We start from the raw sequence: 16,401 nt of genomic DNA on the forward strand, positions 1-16,401 counted from the left end.
CATGCGAATTCTCCGGTTTGTCGTCAGGCGACTACTCCAGCTGATCCCCGTTCTGCTCGGAGTGGTCGTCCTGGCCTTCCTCCTGGTCCGAGTGCTGCCGGGCGACCCGGTCCGCAGCATCCTCGGGCAGAACGCCACCGAGGAGGACGCCGCCGCGGCCCGGGCCCGCTTCGGGCTGGACCAGTCCCTCTGGCAGCAGTTCCTCGACTACCTCGGAGGGCTTCTCACCGGTGACTTCGGGACCTCGATCCAGAGCGGCAGCTCCGTGGGTTCGGAGATGGCGCTACGGGTCGGTCCGACGCTGGAGCTCGTCGTCATCTCGGTGAGCATCGCGCTCGTGGTGGCCACCGTGCTGGGCATCTGGTCGGCCAAGCGGGCCAACCGGGCCGGCGACCACAGCGTCCGGATCTTCGCGCTGGTCGGCAACTCCGTCCCGGAGTTCTGGCTCGGCCTGGTCCTGGTGCTCGTCGGCTACAGCATCCTCGGCTGGTTCCCGGCACCGAACGGCCGGGTGGACCCGGACACCGGCCTGACCCCGCTCACCGGCGCCGACCTCGTCGACGCCGTCCTCACCGCCAACGGGCCGGCGATCGCCTCGGCCGCGGCGTACCTGGTGCTGCCGGTGCTGACCCTCGTGGTCGGCGTGGTCGCCCCGCTGCTGCGCAGCGTCCGGGCCTCCGCGCTGGAGGTGCTGCACTCGGAGTCGTACGCCGCGGCCAAGGCCCACGGGCTGCGCGACCGCACGCTGCACTACGGCTACCTGCTGCGCGCGACGCTGGTCCGGCTGCCGTCGCTGGCCGCGCTGGTCTTCGGTACGGCGATCGGCTCCACCGTGCTCGTTGAGTACGTGTACTCGTGGCAGGGCTTCGGCCAGTGGGCCCTGCGCGGCCTGCTCTACCGGGACTACCCGGTGGTGCAGGCGTCGGTGCTGGTCATCGCGTTGTGCTACGTGCTGGTGTTCCTCATCGCCGACGTGGTCCACGCGATCCTCGACCCGAGAGTGAGGCTCTGATGGCCGAGCTGCGAACCGTCCCCGACGGTCCCGCCGCCGCGCCGGTGGTCGTGCCCGGCGGCGACCGGGACAGCCGTTTCGCCCGCCGCATGATCATCGCCGGGGCGAGCATCCTGTCGGTGGTCGCGCTGGCGGCGGTGTTCGCGCCGCTGCTGAGCCAGTGGGGCGAGACCGAGATCGACGCGGCGAACACGCTCGTCGCGCCGGGCGGCAGCCACCTGCTCGGCACCGACGGCAACGGCATGGACATCTGGAGCCGGGTGCTCTACGCCGCCCGGCTCGACCTGGGCATCGCCCTGGCCGCGGTGGCGCTCGCGGTGGTCGTCGGCACGCTGCTCGGCCTGGTCGCCGGCTACTTCGGCGGCTGGCTCGACGACGTGCTGATGCGGGTGGTCGACATCTTCCAGTCGTTCCCCACCTTCATCCTGGCGCTGGCGGTGGCCGCCCTGCTCGGCAACGGCACGATCAACCTGATCATCACGATCGCGGCGGTGAACGCGCCGGCGTACGCCCGGCTGGTCCGCGCCGAGGTGCGGTCGCTGCGGGAACTGCCGTTCGTGGACGCCGCGATCACCTCCGGGGCGTCGCCGGTCGGCGTGCTCTGGCGGCACCTGCTCCCCAACAGCCTCACCCCCGTCCGGGTCATCGCGCCGCTGAACTGCGGCTGGGCCATGCTCACCCTGGCCGGGCTCTCCTTCCTCGGCCTGGGCGTGAGCATCCCCGACGCGGAGTGGGGCGCCATGATCAGCCTCGGCGCCGCGGACGTGGTCGGCGGCCGGTGGTGGACCTCGGTCCCGCCCGGCCTGGCCCTGTTCGTCTGCGTTCTGGGCTTCAGCCTGCTCGGCGAAGGCCTGCAGGACCGCGCCAACGCGAAGCGGCGGTGACCATGCTGTCGATCGAGAACCTCTCCGTGACGATCCGCCGGCCCGGCCGGCAGGTGGCCGCGCTCAGCGGCGTGAGCTTCGCCGTCCGGCCGGGCGAGGTCGTCGGCCTGGTCGGCGAGAGCGGCGGCGGCAAGAGCATGGTGGCCCGCGCCATCGTCGGGCTGCTGCCCGGCGGATCGCACGCCACCGGGCGGGTGCTGTTCGGCGACTCGGACGTGCTGCGCATGGACGACGCCGCGCTCGCCGCCCACCGCGGGCGGGGGGTGGCGATCTGCTTCCAGAACCCGCGCGGCGCGCTCAGCCCCACCCGCACCATCGGCAAGCAACTCGTCGACCGGCTCGCCACCCACCAGGAGATGTCCGGCGAGCGGGCCCGGGAGGCGGCGCGCGAGCTGTTCGAGGCGGTCGGCATCCGCAGCCCGCAGCGGCGGCTCGACGCGTACGCCCACGAGCTGTCCGGCGGCATGGCCCAGCGGGTGATGATCTCGCTGGCCACCGGCTGCGCGCCGGAGCTGCTGATCGCCGACGAGCCGACCACCGGCCTGGACGTGACGCTGACCCGGGAGATCCTGCGCCAGTTCCGGCACGCCGCCGACACCGACGGCCGGGGCGTACTCCTGATCTCGCACGACCTGGCGTCCATCGCGGAGGTCTGCGACCGGGTGGTGGTGCTCTACGCCGGCACCGTGGTGGAGAGCGGCCCGGCCGCGCAGGTGCTGCGGGAGCCCGCGCACCCGTACACCCGGGCGCTGCTGCGTTCGGTGCCGGACGTCGGCGGCCGGCCTGTCGTCGCCACCCCCGGCGCCATGCCGCTGCTGACCGAGGCGCCGCACAACTGCCCGTTCGTCGCCCGGTGCGCGCACGCCGACCGCACCTGCTCGTCGCGCCGCCCGGCCACCACGCCGGTGACCGGCGGCGACGAGTGGTCGCTCGCCTGCTTCCACCCGCAGACCCGGCCGCTCGACGCCGACGTGCCGCACACGTCGCACACGCCCGTGGCGTCCGGCGCACAGCCGTCCGGCGCGGACCCGAAGCCGGCCGTGCTGGAGATCGAGGACGCGCACGTCGTCTATCGCAGCCGCTTCGGCTCCGGCGGGCACCACGCGCTGCGCGGCGTCACGCTGCGGCTCGGGCCGGGCGAGACGCTGGGCGTGGTGGGTGAGAGCGGCTGCGGCAAGAGCACCCTCGCCAAGCTCGTGATGGGCCTGGTCGCGCCCACGTCCGGCACCGTCACCGTCGCCGGGCAGGCGCTGGTCAAGCAGCCGGGCCGCGCCCGGCCGCGCGGACGGGCGCTGCGCCGGGCCCGGACCCGGGCCCAGCTCGTGTTCCAGGACCCGATCGGCTCGCTGAGCCCGCGCCGGCCCGTCGGCGACTCCATCGCCGAGCCGTTGCGCGCCGCGGGCCTGTCCCCGGCGCAGCGGGAGGAGCGCGTCACCGCCGTGCTGGACCGGATGGAGCTGGACCGGTCGATCCTGCGGCGCTACCCGCACGAGCTCTCCGGCGGCCAGGCGCAACGCATCGGCATCGCCCGCGCGCTGGTCGGCGAGCCGGACCTGATCGTCTTCGACGAGCCGACCTCGGCGCTGGACGTCACCGTCCAGGCGCAGATCCTCGATGTGATCGCCGACGTGGCGGCCGACGCGGACCGCGCCTCGGTGTTCATCTCCCACGACCTGGCGACAGTGCGCGGGTTCGCCGACCGGGTCGTGGTGCTCTACCTCGGCCGGGTCGTCGAGGAGGGGCCGGTGGACGTCGTCTTCGACACGCCCCGGCACCCGTACACCCGGGCGCTGCTGGGCAGCGCCCCCCGCCTCGGCGGGACGACCGGGTCCGACGGCGAGGCCGTCGAGCTGGTCAAGGACCTGGAGGAAGCCGACGCCGCGACCGGGTGCCCACTGGCCGCCCGGTGCCCGTTCGTCACCGACCGGTGCCGATCGGAGCAGCAGGAGCTTCAGTCGTACGGCGAGAGCCGGGCCGCCTGCTGGCGCGTTCCCGAGCTTCCCGCCCTCATCGGAAGGCAGGCTGTCACGCCATGACCCGTCGCCCCATCCGGCTCGCCGTCGACATCGGCGGGACCTTCGTGGACGCCATGGAGCTCGACACGCGCACCAACCGGGTCCGCTTCCGCAAGGCGGCGACGACCCCGGCCCGGCCCGCGGACGGTGTCCTCAACGCGATCACCGCGCTCGGCACCGACCTGTCCGAGGTGGAGCTCTTCATCCACGGCACCACCCTCGGCCTCAACGCGGTGCTGGAGCGTCGTGGTGGCCGCACCGGCATCATCACAAACGAGGGCTTCCGGGACATCTTCCTGATCGGCCGCGGCAACGTGCCGTCCGACCACATGTACGACTTCCAGTACCAGCGGCCGGAGAGCCTGGTGCAGCGCCGCTTCACCGCCGGCGTGCGGGGCCGGCTGGACTACCGGGGACGCGTGGTGGAGCCGCTGGACCCGGACAGCGTCCGGGAGGCCGCCCGCACGCTCGTGGTGGACCAGCAGGTCACCTCGATCGCCATCTGCTTCCTGCACTCGTTCCTCGACCCGAGCCACGAGCGCGAGGCCGCGCGCCTGATCCACGAGGAGTTCCCCGAGGTCAGCCTGTCGCTGTCGACCGACATCGTGCGCGAGTACCGGGAGTACGAGCGCACCAGCACCACAGTGCTGGAGGCGTACATCCGGCCGATCTTCGAGCGGTACGTGGACGAGTTGGAGGCCGGCCTGGCCGAGCGCGGCTTCTCCGGACGCTTCCTGATCATGCGGTCCGGTGGCGGCTCGATGACGAGCGCGGTCGCCAAGACCGCACCCACGCACACGGTGCTCTCCGGTCCGGCCGGCGGCATCGTCGGCGCCGCGTACGTCGCCTCCGAGCTGGGCCGGGACAACGTGCTCACGTTCGACATCGGCGGCACCTCGCTGGACGCCTGCGTGATCGAGCGCGGCAACCCGGTCGCCGCGTACGAGGCCCAGCTGGAGCACTTCCCGCTGCTCATCCCCACGTACGACATCCGTACCATCGGCGCCGGCGGCGGCTCGATCGCCTGGCTGGACCACGGCCTGCTCAAGGTCGGCCCGCAGAGCGCGGGCGCCGACCCGGGCCCGGTCTGCTACGGCCGGGGCGGCACCAGGCCGACGGTCACCGACGCCGCTGTGGTGCTCGGCTACATGGATCCGGACCGGTTCCTCGCCGGCACCATGGGTCTGCGCGACGCCGAGGCGCGGGCCGCGATCCAGGAGCAGCTGGCCGATCCGCTCGGCCTGAGCGTGGAGAACGCGGCGGCTGGTGTCTTCGACGTGCTGCTGGCCCGCACCGTCGGCGCGGTCCGGCAGATCACCGTCGAGCGGGGGCACGACCCCCGGCAGTTCGCGCTTCTCGCGTTCGGCGGGGCAGGCCCGCTGCTGGCGCCGCTGCTGGCCCGGGAGATGGGCATCGGCGAGGTGGTCGTGCCGTTCGCGCCGTCCGGCTTCTCCGCCTGGGGCATGCTCTCGGCCGACATCGTCAACGACTTCAGCCGTACCGTGATGGCCACCCTCGACGACGCCGACCTGTCGGACCTGGAGCAGCTGTTCAAGGCGGTCGAGGCCGAGGCGGTCGCGTCGCTGGTGGCGCAGGGCGTGCCCGCCGGCGAGGCGGTGCTGGAGCGGCAGTTCGAGCTGCGCTACCTCGGCCAGGAGCACAGCCTGATGGTCACCGTTGGGCGTGAGCTGGACCGCGACGCCGTCCGCGCCGCGTTCGACGAGACGCACCGCACCCGGTACGGCCACACCATGGGCAACCCGCTCCAGATCCTCAACCTGCGGGTGCGCGGCATCGGGCGCACCGACCGGCCGGAGCTGGAGACCCTGCCGCGCGGCGACGGCGACCCGTCGCAGGCGCTGCTGGCGCACCGCGACGCCTACGACTTCGGGCAGCACGCTGTGGTGCCGTTCGCGGTCTACGACCGGGCCCGCCTGGAGCCGGGCGACACCTTCGACGGACCGGCGCTGGTCGACGAGGGCACCTCCACCACAGTGGTGCCCAGCGGCCAGCGGGTCACCGTCGACGACCACGGATACCTGCTCGTCACCCTGGAGGAAGCCGCATGACCACGCTGGACGGAGCCCAGGTCGAGGTCGTCCGCAGCTATCTGCTGTCGGCGGCGGAGGAGATGCGGGCCACCCTCATCCGTACCTCCTTCAACCCGGTCATCTACGAGGTGCACGACTTCGGCCTGTCGATGTACGACGCCGACCTGCGGCTGGTCGCCGAGGCCACCGGCCTGACGTTCTTCCTCGGCGCGAACGACTTCTCGCTGCGCAAGGGCGTGGAGTACGTGGGCCGGGAGAACCTGCACCGCGGCGACGTGGTGCTGCTGAACTACCCGTACTGGAACGCGGCGCACGCCTACGACGCGACGCTGTTCGCCCCGGTGTTCCGGCCGGACGAGGCCGACCCGGACGCGGACGGCGAACTGGTCGGCTTCCTCTGCGTCCGCGCGCACTGGATGGACCTGGGCGCCAAGGACCCGGGCTACGTGCTCGACTCGACCGACATGCACCAGGAGGGGCTGATCTTCCCGGGCACCAAGGTCGTCTCCCGGGGCGAGCCGGTGCGCGAGATCCACGAGCTGATCCGCTTCAACTCGCGGATGCCGGACGCGGTGCTGGGTGACCTGCACGCGCAGATCGCCGCACTGCGCACCGGCGAGCGCCGGATGCTGGAGATCATCGAGAAGTTCGGCCGGACCACGGTGGACCAGGCGATCGAACGCATCATCGCCGACGGCGAGGCCCGTGCCCGCGCGGCGCTGGCGACGCTGCCGCAGGGCACCTGGACCGCCGAGGACTGGGTGGACGACGACGGCATCACCGACGAGCCGGTGAAGATGCGCGCCACGGTGACCATCGCCGACGGGCGCTTCATCGTCGACTTCGCCGGTTCCGCGCCGGCCACCCGCGGCCCGATCAACATGCCGTTCGGCGCGACCGAGGCGATCTGCAAGGTCGTGCTGAAGTCGCTCACCTCGCGCGACGAGCCGTCGAACGCCGGCACCGTGGCGCCGCTGGAGGTGCGGGCGGAGCCGGGCACCCTGTTCCACGCCGTCTACCCGCAGCCCACGTTCACGCTCTGGACCGGCATCGTCGCTGTGGAACTGATCCTCAAGGCGCTGGCCCAGGGCATGCCGGACCTGCTGCCCGCCTCCTCCGGCGGCGACGTGCCCGGCTTCATGATGGTCGGCCTGCACCCGGACACCGGCAAGATGTTCGCGGTCAGCAACAACGACCTGGTGGGCTGGGGCGGCACCGCGCAGCACGACGGCATGGACGCCGCCACCCACGTCTCCGGCAGCACCGGCCGGGGCACCCCGATCGAGGTCATGGAGGCCAAGACCGGGATGTTCTTCGAGCGCTGGGAGATCCGCGCGGACTCCGGTGGCGCGGGCCGGTTCCGGGGCGGCTGCGGCCTGCGGCGGGACATCCGGTTCCTGACTTCCGGCGAGTTCCTCACCGTCATCAAGAAGACGAAGAGCGCGCCGTGGGCGCTCGACGGCGGCGAGCAGCCGGAGCCGAACCAGATCGTGGTGTTCCCGGGTACCGACCGCGAGCACCGGGTGAGCACCAAGCGCACCGTGGTGGCGGCGGGTGACCGGGTCACGCTGCTGACCGCCGGCGGCGGCGGGCACGGCGACCCGGGCGACCGCGACCCCGAGGCGGTGCGGCGGGACGTGGCCGAGGGCTACGTCTCCCGGGAGGCGGCCCGGGACGTCTACGGAGTGGACGTCGATGGGTGAGCCGACGGTCGACGGGGCAACCGTCGAGGTCGTCCGCAGCCACCTCGTCTCGGCCGCCGAGGAGATGCGGGCCGCGCTGGTGCGCACCGCGTTCAACCCGGTGATCTACGAGGTGTACGACTTCGGCATCTCCATCTACGACCGGCGGTTGCGGCTGGTCGCGGAGTCCACGGGGCTGTCCCGCTTCCTCGGCGCCAACGACTACTCGCTGCGCAAGGGCGTCGAGTACGTCGGCCGGGAGAACCTGCACCGCGGCGACGTGGTGCTGCTGAACTACCCGTACTGGAACGCGGCGCACACCTACGACGCGACGATGTTCGCGCCGGTCGTCCTGCCGGACAGCGAGGAGCTGATCGGCTTCCTGTGCATCCGGGCGCACTGGATGGACCTGGGCGCCAAGGATCCCGGCTACGTGCTCGACTCCACGGACATGCACCAGGAGGGGATCATCTTCCCCGGCACGAAGGTGTACTCCCGGGGCGAGCCGGTGCCGGAGATCCACGAGCTGATCCGGTTCAACTCCCGGATGCCGGAGCTGGTCATCGGCGACCTCAACGCGCAGATCGCCGCGCTGCGTACCGGCGAGCGGCGGGTGACCGAGCTGTACCGCGACTACGGTCCGCCCGTCGTCGACGCGGTGGTCGACCGGGTGATCGACGCCGCCGCGCAGCGTGCCGGGGAGGCGGTGGCCGCGCTGCCGCAGGGCAGCTGGACCGCCGAGGACTGGCTGGACGACGACGGCGTCAGCGACGAGCCGATCCGGATGCGGGTCACCGTCACGGTCGCCGACGGCGAGTTCACTGTGGACTTCGCCGGGTCGTCCCCGGCGGTGCCCGGGCCGGTGAACCTGCCGCTGGGCGCGACCATCGCCACCTGCCGGGTCGCGTTCAAGGGGGTCACCACGCCGCACGAGCAGACGAACGCCGGGCACTTCGCGCCCCTGCGGGTACGCGCCGAGCCCGGCACGTTGTTCCACGCGCGGTATCCGGCCGCCACGTTCACCCAGTGGACCGGCACCGTCGCGCTGGAGCTGATCCTCAAGGCGCTGGCGCAGGGCATGCCGGACGGGCTGGCCGCCTCCTCCGGCGGTGACGTGCCCGGGTTCATGATGGTGGGCCGGCACCCGGACACCGGCGACATGTTCGCGGTCAGCAACAACGACCCGGTCGGCTGGGGCGGCACGCCCCGGCACGACGGCATCGGACCGGCGAACCACCTGTGCCAGACCCAGGCGCGCAACACGCCCGTCGAGGTGCTGGAGTCGAAGACCGGGATGTTCTTCGAGCGCCTGGAGATCCGGACGGACTCCGGTGGTGCCGGCCGGTTCCGGGGCGGCTGCGGCCTGCGGCGGGACATCCGGTTCGTGACGTCGGGCGAGTTCCTGACGGTGATCAAGAAGACGAAGAGCGCGCCGTGGGCGCTGGCCGGCGGCGCACAGCCGGAGCCGAACCAGGTGGTGGTGTTCCCGGGCACGGACCGGGAGCACCGGGTGAGCACACGGCGTACCGCGGTGGCGGTGGGGGATCGGGTGACGTTGCTGACCGCCGGTGGCGGTGGGCACGGCGACCCGAGATCGAGGGATCCGGAGGCGGTACGGCGGGACGTGGCCGAGGGCTACGTCTCCCCGGGGGCCGCCCGAGACGTTTATGGAGTGATCGCGTGAGTGCCGCCTATTCGCCCGAGCAGCCGAGCGTGCTGCTCGGCAACTGCACAGTGCTGGACGCCCGCGTGGTGGACGGCATGACGCCAGTGACCGGCGCCGGGGTGTGGGTCCGGGGTGACCGGATCGCCGCCGTCGGGCCGTACGCCGAGGTGGCCGAGCAGGCGCGGGCCGCCGGCCGGCTGACCGAGGTGGACCTCGACGGCGCGTACCTGACGCCCGGCCTGGTCAACATGCACACCCACTTCTCGCTGTCGCTGCCCGGCTCCGGGGGCGACGGCGTCAAGGGGATGGGCTCGTACGACCTCGCCCACTACATGGCCGACGGCGCGCGGCGCACGCTGCACTCCGGCGTGACCACAGTGCGCTGCGTGGCCGAGAAGGACCACGCCGACTTCGCGCTGCGGCGGGCGATCAACGCCGGGCGCGTGCCGGGTCCGCGCATCTACACCGCCGGCCGGGCGCTGGTGTGCACCGGCGGGCACGGCCACGAGAGCAACGACACGCTCGAGTGCGACGGCCCGGTGGGCTTCCGCCACGGCGTGCGCAGCCAGATCAAGGCCGGCGCCGACCTGATCAAGGTGATGATCTCCGGCGGCATCGCCGGTGAGCACGAGAGCATCCACACGCCCCAGCTGTTCGCCGACGAGATGAGCGCGGTGATCGAGACGGCGCACGCGTGGGGCCGCAAGGTCACCGCGCACGCCGGGCCGGCCGAGGTGATCGGCGCGGCGGTCGAGCTGGGACTGGACTGTGTGGAGCACGGCTACCAGCTCACCCCGCAGGTCGCGGCGCGGATGGCCGAGCGCGGCACCGCTCTCGTGCCGACGCTGCTGGTGACCCGCTGCAAGGAGTTCTTCGACGAGCTGGGCGTGCCGGAGTGGATGCAGTGCCGGTCGCTCGGCGCCGGCCCCCGGCACCTGGAGAGCTTCGACATGGCGATCGCCGCCGGGGTGGAGGTGCTGCTGGGCAGCGACATGCCCCCGTTCTGGGAGTTCGAGGGCACCACCGCCTCGATCCGGGAGCTGGAGTACATGTCCGAGCGGATCGGCACCGCACGGGCCATCCACGCCGGCACGCTCGGCCCGATCCGGTGGCTCGGCGCGGAGTCCGACCTCGGCACCGTCGAGGCCGGCAAGCTGGCCGACCTGATCGCGACCGACGCCGACCCGCTGGCCGACACCTCGGCGTTCCGGGACGTGCGGTGGGTGATGAAGGGCGGGCAGATCGCCCGCGACGACCGCAACCAGGAGGAGACGCGATGACGTTCGCGGATTCAGGCGCGGCGGCGATCGCCGCCGGCATCGACGACATGTACGACGCGTTCCTCGCCGGGGACCAGCAGCGGTTCGACACGCACCTGCACCCCGACGTGACCACCTGGGAGACGCACCTGCCGGGGCCGCTGCGGACCCGGGCCGAGCTGGACGAGTACCGCGCCCGGCGGGACGCCGCGGGTCAGCGTCCCCGGCTGGCGGTGCTCGCCGCGCGGGACAAGCGCATCGACGTGTGGGACGACTTCGGCGTGGCCCGGTACGAGCTGATCGCGCAGCTCGGCCCGGACGACGCGCCGGAGGTCACCCGGGTCACCGACGTGGTGCGCCGGATCGACGGCCGCTGGGTGATCGTGCACCATCACGCCGAGCTGGTCCGGGAACCGGTGGGCGCGGCATGATCCGGCGGCTGGTCGCCGGGCGGACCGGTGAGCCGGCGGACGTGCTGTCGGTCGCCGAGCTGCCCGACGACCCGCCGCCCGCCCCCGGTGAGGTACGGCTCGCCGTCCGCACGGTGGGGCTGAACTTCCTGGACGTCATGCTCTGCCGGGGCGAGTACCCGGTGCGGCCGGACCCGCCGATGACGCCCGGCGTGGAGACGGCCGGCCGGGTCGTCGCCGCCGGTGCCGGAGCGGAGCACCTGCTGGGTCGGGAGGTGCTCGCCTGCCCGGCGCTGCCGCGCGGCGCGCTCGGCACGACGGTGACAGTGGACGCCGCGGTGGTGGTGCCGCGGCCGTCCGCTATCGACCCGGTGACCGCGGCGGCACTGCCTGTCACCTACCAGACGGCGTGGTTCGCGCTGGAACGCGCGGGGGCCACCGCCGGGCAGACCGTCCTGGTGCACGCCGGTGCGGGCGGGGTGGGCATCGCCGCGATCCAGCTCGCCGTCGCCCGGGGCGCCCGGGTCCTCGCCACCGCGGGTGGCCCGGCCAAGACCGCTATCTGCCGCGACCACGGCGCCCAGGTGGCGATCGACTACACGGCGGAGGACTTCGTGCCCGCGGTGCTCGCGGCCACCGGCGGGCGCGGCGTGGACGTCGTGGTGGACCCGGTGGGCGGCGACGTGTTCGCCCGTACCTGGGACTGCCTGGCGTTCGAGGGCCGCCTCGTCGCGGTGGGCGCGGCCGGTGGCGCACCACCGCCTGTCGACCCGCTGCGGCTGATGGCGGCGAACGCGACGCTCGTCGGCCTCTCCTGGGGCTCGCAGTACCCGTGGCAGCGGGCCAGCGCCGTCGAGTCCGCCTACCAGGAGCTGTTCGACATGTGCGCCTCCGGCGCGGTCCGGCCGCCGGTCAGCCGCGTCGTCTCGCTGGACGAGGCGCCCGCGGCGCTCACCGAGCTGGCCGAACGCAGGACCACCGGCAAGATCATCGTACGGATCGACGAGGGGGAGGGACCGTGAGCGACAGCGACGGCGACATGGAGATCTACGACCTGAAGGTCACTGTCGACCGGATCGAGGGCCGGTCGGTGTGCGGCATGGCCGTGGGCGACCACTTCGAACTGACGAACAGCGCGCACCTGCGGCTGCCCGAGGGAAAGCACTTCTGCGTGTACGCGCTCGCCTCGGTGCTGCCCTTCCTCGCCGCCAAGCAGCGTGACCTCGCGCCGGGTGACTGGCTGGCCCAGGACTCCCACTTCATCTGCCCGGACCCGGAGGAACGGCTCGTCATGAAGGTGGAACGGACCTGCCGGCGCACGATGAACTCGGCGGACCTGACATGACAGTCGAGATCGGACTCGGCCTGCAGAGCGACAAGCCGGCCGGCGCCTACGCCCGGCTGGCCCGCGCCGCCGAGGCGCACGGCTTCGACGTGCTCACCGTCTTCGGCGACCTGATGTACCAGCCGCCGATCTTCCCGCTGCTGGAGATGGCGCAGGCGACCGAACGGGTACGCCTCGGCGCGGCCTGCCTGAACCCGTACTCGATGGCGCCGTACGAGATCGCCGGTCAGCTCGCCGCCCTGGACCTGGCCTCGCACGGGCGGGCCTACCTCGGTTTGGCCCGGGGGACCTGGCTGGGCGCCGTCGGCCTGCCGCAGCCGCGGCCGCTGACCACCATCGAGGAGGCCGTCCAGGTCGTCTACCGCCTGCTGCGCGGCGACCGGACCGGCTTCACCGGAAAGGTCTTCTCGCTCGCCCCCGGCACCGCGCTGCGCTACGACGTGCGGCGGCCCGACCCGCCGCTGCTGCTCGGCGCCTGGGGCCCGCAGGGCGCGGCGCTGGCCGGGCGGATCGCCGACGAGATCAAGGTGGGCGGCAGCGCCAACCCGGACATGGTCCCGGTGATCCGCGAGCGGCTGCGGACCGGCGCGGAGAAGGCCGGGCGCGACGTCGCCGACGTCGGCATCGTGCTCGGCGCGGTCACAGTCGTCGACACCGACGGCGAGGCGGCCCGCGCCAAGGCCCGTACCGAGGTGGCCATGTACCTCGCCGTGGTGGCGGAGCTGGACCCGACCGTCGAGATGCCCGACGACCTGGTCAAGCGCGTCGGCGACCTGGTCGACGCGGGCGAGGACGAGGCGGCGGGCCGGCTGATCCCGGACGACGTGCTCGACCGGTTCGCCTTCTCCGGCACCCCGGAGCAGGTCGCCGCGCAGGCCCAGGCGCTCATCGACGCGGGCGTACGCCGGGTCGAGTTCGGCACACCGCACGGCCTGACCGACGAGCGCGGCGTGGACCTGCTCGGTTCCGCCGTTCTGCCCCTGCTGCGCAGGTGAGTCCGGTGCGGCTCACCGTCGTTGCCGGTCCCGGCCTGGTGGCCGACACCGCGCTGCTGGCGTCGCTCGTCACCACCACCTGCGCGGAGCTGGACGTCGTCGGCGAGGTCGTCGCCGCCGCCTCGGCCGGCGAGATGCGCTCGTTGCTCGCCGCGCCGGACCAGCCGGTGGTGGTGCTTCCCGGCCCCACACCAGCGGCCCGCGCGCTGATCGGCGCGCAGCCGCCGCACGCGGTCTGGTACGACCTCACCGTCGAGACGGCGGTCCCCGGCGCGGTCCACCTGGCGGGCCGGGGACTGTGGGGCGTGGCGTGGGCGATCCGGCACGCCGTGCACCGCTTCCGCGCGCCGGCCGACCGGATCGCCTACGGTCCCGGCCCGGAACAGTGGGGCGACCTGCGACTGCCGTCGGCTCCGGGTACCGGGCCGGCGCCGGTCGCGGTGCTGCTGCACGGCGGCTTCTGGCGATCGATCTGGGGCGCGGACCTGATGGACGCCCTCGCCGTCGACCTGGCCGACCGTGGCTACGCGTCCTGGAACCTGGAGTACCGGCGCCCGGACCGGCACGGCTGGGACGCGACCGCACAGGACGTCGAGGCCGGCATCACCGTGCTGCGGGACCTCGCCGCCGACCGGCCGCTGGACCTGGACCGGATCGTCGTGCTCGGCCACTCGGCCGGCGGGCAGCTCGCGCTGCGCGCCGCGGCCGACCTCGCCGGGCGTGCGAGCGGGCCACGTGTCGCGCTGGCGGTGTCGCTGGCCGGGGTCCTCGACCTCACCGAGGGCGAGCGGCGCTTCCTCGGCGACGGCGCGATCTCCGCGGCCCTGGGCGGCTCACCGGCGACAGCGCCCCGGCGGTACGCCGAGAGCGACCCGATGCTCCGGTTGCCGGTCGGTGTCCCGACCCTCCTCGTGCAGGGGACGGCGGACAGTCTCGACCTGGTCGACGCCAACCGGCGCTACGCCGTGGCGGCAGCCGACGCGGGCGACGACATCCGGTACCTCGAACAGCCGGGGGACCACTTCGCCGTGATCGACAGCGGCGCGGACATCTGGCACGCCACCATGACCGCGATCGACGGCTGACCATCCGGCGCCTGCTCCGGGCTTGTTCACCGGTGTGAACAAGCCCGGAGTTCGGCGTGCCTCAGAACAGGCGGGGCGTGACCACCGAGACCACTGTCGTCACCGAGTCGGTGTCGTTGTACATCTGGTGCGGCACCGACGAGCGCAGGTGCACGCTGTCGCCCGGGCACAGCCGGTGCTCCACGCCCTCGACCTCGTAGAGCAGCTCACCGGAGATGACGTAGGCGAACTCCTCGCCCCGGTGGCCGTACGCGTTCTCCCGGCGCCCGCCGGGCGCGATGTGCACGAGCATCGGCTCCAGCACCAGGTCCGGCCCCCGGTCGGAGAGCATCCGGTAGGTCTGCTGCCCGGACACGTACTGGGTGGCCGACGTTTCCGCCCTGGTCAGCGTGAAGTGCCGGGGAAGCGGGGAGACGTTGCTGTCCGGCGCGCCGTTGCCGGCGTCGAAGAAGTCGGCCACCGAGCGGTCCAGCGCCTTGGCGACGCTGCCCAGCGCGGTCAGGCCGATCGAGGAGATGCCGCGCTCGACCTGGGACAGGAAGCCGATCGACAGGCCGGAGCGGGAGGCGAGGCCGCGCAGGGTGAGCCCGCGCTCCTTGCGGTACCGCCGGATCCGGGCGCCGACCAGGCCCGCCGGGGTGCTCTCGTCCGCGGCGCCACCGGGGGCGGCCTGCTCCGACGGCGGCTGACTGTCCATGGACCGCACGAGGACCTCCTGTTGCGGTGGCGGGGGATCCGCCCGGGATGTTCGATCCTATCGAACATGCCGCCCCTGTGCGAGGGGGAGGCACGGCATTTCCCGTCCGCTTCCGCCATGTCTTCCCTGGTGGACGGGGGGCGGCGCCAGCCGGCAGGCTGGCGCCGCGACACCCGGTGGGTCAGCCGGCGCGGCGCAGCCGGCCCATCATGCCGTTGAGGTCGTCGACGAACTGCTCGTGGCGGAAGTAGTGCCCGCCGGGGACCTCCCGGCCCTCGTGCGGGATGCCCGCCCGGGCGAGCAGGCTCCGGAACTCACGCTGGCCCGCCAGCACCTGGCTCTCGTTCGCCGTGTCGAACCAGTTGATCGGGTCGGGGGACGTGCCGGCGACCAGGAAGATCCGCTTGTTGCGGTAGCTCTCGATGCGCTGCACCGGGTTGTCCATGTTCACCCGGGCCTCGTCCCACAGGGGCGCACCGTAGACGGTCCCGCCGCCGAGGTCGAGCGCTGCCGAGGTGGCGTTCGCCCAGTGCACCACGAGACCGAAGTCCCGCCGCAGACTCGCCGGGCCGGAGTGGGCGCTGACCGAGCAGAAGTGGCCGTAGTACTTCGCGGCGTACTTCAGCGCGCCGAAGCCACCCATCGAGAAGCCGGCGACGGCGCGGCCGTTGTACTCGGCGAAGGTCCGGAAGTTCGCGTCGATCCAGGGCAGCAACTGGGCGATGTGGAAGGTCTCCCAGTTGCGCGGCCCGGTGTTGCTGCTGACCGGGTTGCTGTACCAGCCGGTGGAGGCGTCCGGCATGACCACGATGACCTCGCGGCCGGCGGTCAGGTTGATGATGTTGTCCTGGAGGTGGAACGTGCGGAAGTCCTGTTGGCCGCCGTGCAGCAGGTACAGCACCGGGTAACGCTTGCGGCTGGTGTGGTAGCCGTCGGGCAGCAGCACGTTCACCGCCGGATCCCACTCGATCGCGTCGGTGGCGAAGCGGTAGTACTGCAACCGGCCGCCGTTCTCGTTGCGGCCGACGATGCGCAGGCCGAACCCGTCGACGGCGGCCGCGCTCGCCGCGGACGGCGCGGTGAAGGCCCCGGCCAGGGCGCCGGTCGCCGCGACCGCGGCGGCGCCGGTGAGCAGGCGGCGGCGGCTTACGGTGGGGGGAGTGGTCCGGTCGTGCGACATGAATCCTCCTGGGAGTCGATGGGGGTCAGAGTGTGGTTTCGCCGGTGAGGCCGAAGTAGTCGTGCCATTTGGTGGAGGGGCTGAATGTGGTGCCGGTGGACAGGGCGACGTAGATGTCGT

The 16,401-nt window shown here is 72.9% G+C and carries 14 protein-coding genes; 12 read left to right on the forward strand and 2 right to left on the reverse strand.

Annotated elements, in window-relative coordinates:
- Position 1 precedes the first annotated feature (1 nt).
- Genes AB0C17_RS22470 through AB0C17_RS22525 form a run of 12 tightly spaced genes read left to right on the forward strand, consistent with a single transcriptional unit; the run spans position 2 to position 14,404 of the window.
- Entirely contained in the window at positions 2-1,012 is a 1,011-nt protein-coding gene (locus AB0C17_RS22470) for an ABC transporter permease (RefSeq protein WP_013474645.1), read from the forward strand.
- Positions 1,012-1,896: an ABC transporter permease gene (locus AB0C17_RS22475; RefSeq protein ID WP_357385842.1), complete on the forward strand. Its 885-nt coding sequence runs from the start codon at positions 1,012-1,014 to the stop codon at positions 1,894-1,896. The genes AB0C17_RS22470 and AB0C17_RS22475 overlap by 1 nt, the downstream gene beginning before the upstream one ends.
- A 2-nt stretch (positions 1,897-1,898) precedes the next feature.
- Complete coding sequence (locus AB0C17_RS22480; protein WP_357480322.1) at positions 1,899-3,932, forward strand: dipeptide ABC transporter ATP-binding protein; 2,034 nt, start codon at positions 1,899-1,901, stop codon at positions 3,930-3,932.
- Positions 3,929-5,980 carry a hydantoinase/oxoprolinase family protein gene (locus AB0C17_RS22485; RefSeq protein ID WP_357385844.1) on the forward strand — a complete coding sequence of 684 codons (2,052 nt, stop codon included), beginning with the start codon at positions 3,929-3,931 and terminating at the stop codon, positions 5,978-5,980. Before AB0C17_RS22480 ends, AB0C17_RS22485 begins: the two co-directional genes overlap by 4 nt.
- On the forward strand, positions 5,977-7,665 hold the full coding sequence (locus AB0C17_RS22490; RefSeq protein WP_357385846.1) for a hydantoinase B/oxoprolinase family protein: 1,689 nt from the start codon (positions 5,977-5,979) through the stop codon (positions 7,663-7,665). The genes AB0C17_RS22485 and AB0C17_RS22490 overlap by 4 nt, the downstream gene beginning before the upstream one ends.
- Entirely contained in the window at positions 7,658-9,328 is a 1,671-nt protein-coding gene (locus AB0C17_RS22495) for a hydantoinase B/oxoprolinase family protein (protein ID WP_357480316.1), read from the forward strand. Before AB0C17_RS22490 ends, AB0C17_RS22495 begins: the two co-directional genes overlap by 8 nt.
- A complete protein-coding gene (locus AB0C17_RS22500) occupies positions 9,325-10,590 on the forward strand; it encodes an amidohydrolase family protein (RefSeq protein ID WP_357385850.1) in 1,266 nt (421 codons plus the stop codon). Before AB0C17_RS22495 ends, AB0C17_RS22500 begins: the two co-directional genes overlap by 4 nt.
- Positions 10,587-11,000 (forward strand): nuclear transport factor 2 family protein, encoded by a 414-nt coding sequence (locus AB0C17_RS22505; protein ID WP_357385852.1) that lies wholly within the window; start codon positions 10,587-10,589, stop codon positions 10,998-11,000. The genes AB0C17_RS22500 and AB0C17_RS22505 overlap by 4 nt, the downstream gene beginning before the upstream one ends.
- Positions 10,997-12,001: a zinc-binding dehydrogenase gene (locus AB0C17_RS22510; protein ID WP_357385854.1), complete on the forward strand. Its 1,005-nt coding sequence runs from the start codon at positions 10,997-10,999 to the stop codon at positions 11,999-12,001. Before AB0C17_RS22505 ends, AB0C17_RS22510 begins: the two co-directional genes overlap by 4 nt.
- The gene (locus tag AB0C17_RS22515; RefSeq protein WP_151500654.1) at positions 11,998-12,324 is read left to right on the forward strand and encodes a TIGR04076 family protein; all 327 of its coding nucleotides are present in this window, start codon (positions 11,998-12,000) and stop codon (positions 12,322-12,324) included. The genes AB0C17_RS22510 and AB0C17_RS22515 overlap by 4 nt, the downstream gene beginning before the upstream one ends.
- Complete coding sequence (locus AB0C17_RS22520) at positions 12,321-13,319, forward strand: LLM class flavin-dependent oxidoreductase (protein WP_357385856.1); 999 nt, start codon at positions 12,321-12,323, stop codon at positions 13,317-13,319. The genes AB0C17_RS22515 and AB0C17_RS22520 overlap by 4 nt, the downstream gene beginning before the upstream one ends.
- Positions 13,320-13,324: 5 nt before the next feature.
- On the forward strand, positions 13,325-14,404 hold the full coding sequence (locus AB0C17_RS22525) for an alpha/beta hydrolase (RefSeq protein WP_357385858.1): 1,080 nt from the start codon (positions 13,325-13,327) through the stop codon (positions 14,402-14,404).
- A 61-nt stretch (positions 14,405-14,465) separates the two neighbouring features.
- On the opposite strand, the gene AB0C17_RS22530 is transcribed toward AB0C17_RS22525, so the two are convergent.
- Together AB0C17_RS22530 and AB0C17_RS22535 are read right to left on the reverse strand one after the other, a co-directional pair.
- A complete protein-coding gene (locus AB0C17_RS22530; protein WP_357385874.1) occupies positions 14,466-15,101 on the reverse strand; it encodes an XRE family transcriptional regulator in 636 nt (211 codons plus the stop codon).
- A gap of 181 nt (positions 15,102-15,282) precedes the next feature.
- The gene (locus tag AB0C17_RS22535; RefSeq protein ID WP_357385860.1) at positions 15,283-16,281 is read right to left on the reverse strand and encodes an alpha/beta hydrolase-fold protein; all 999 of its coding nucleotides are present in this window, start codon (positions 16,279-16,281) and stop codon (positions 15,283-15,285) included.
- Between the last annotated feature and the right edge of the window lie 120 nt (positions 16,282-16,401).

Source organism: Micromonospora sp. NPDC048887 (assembly GCF_040649715.1).
GTDB lineage: Bacteria > Actinomycetota > Actinomycetes > Mycobacteriales > Micromonosporaceae > Micromonospora.

What these genes read in the sequence shown, in the direction of transcription:
- AB0C17_RS22475 (WP_357385842.1), top strand. Translation starts at nt 1,012, where the DNA reads ATGGCCGAGCTGCGAACCGTCCCCGACGGTCCCGCCGCCGCGCCGGTG.
- AB0C17_RS22520 (WP_357385856.1), top strand. Translation starts at nt 12,321, where the DNA reads ATGACAGTCGAGATCGGACTCGGCCTGCAGAGCGACAAGCCGGCCGGC.
- AB0C17_RS22535 (WP_357385860.1), bottom strand. Translation starts at nt 16,281, where the DNA reads ATGTCGCACGACCGGACCACTCCCCCCACCGTAAGCCGCCGCCGCCTG.
- AB0C17_RS22495 (WP_357480316.1), top strand. Translation starts at nt 7,658, where the DNA reads ATGGGTGAGCCGACGGTCGACGGGGCAACCGTCGAGGTCGTCCGCAGC.
- AB0C17_RS22505 (WP_357385852.1), top strand. Translation starts at nt 10,587, where the DNA reads ATGACGTTCGCGGATTCAGGCGCGGCGGCGATCGCCGCCGGCATCGAC.
- AB0C17_RS22470 (WP_013474645.1), top strand. Translation starts at nt 2, where the DNA reads ATGCGAATTCTCCGGTTTGTCGTCAGGCGACTACTCCAGCTGATCCCC.
- AB0C17_RS22480 (WP_357480322.1), top strand. Translation starts at nt 1,899, where the DNA reads ATGCTGTCGATCGAGAACCTCTCCGTGACGATCCGCCGGCCCGGCCGG.
- AB0C17_RS22485 (WP_357385844.1), top strand. Translation starts at nt 3,929, where the DNA reads ATGACCCGTCGCCCCATCCGGCTCGCCGTCGACATCGGCGGGACCTTC.
- AB0C17_RS22530 (WP_357385874.1), bottom strand. Translation starts at nt 15,101, where the DNA reads ATGGACAGTCAGCCGCCGTCGGAGCAGGCCGCCCCCGGTGGCGCCGCG.
- AB0C17_RS22490 (WP_357385846.1), top strand. Translation starts at nt 5,977, where the DNA reads ATGACCACGCTGGACGGAGCCCAGGTCGAGGTCGTCCGCAGCTATCTG.
- AB0C17_RS22510 (WP_357385854.1), top strand. Translation starts at nt 10,997, where the DNA reads ATGATCCGGCGGCTGGTCGCCGGGCGGACCGGTGAGCCGGCGGACGTG.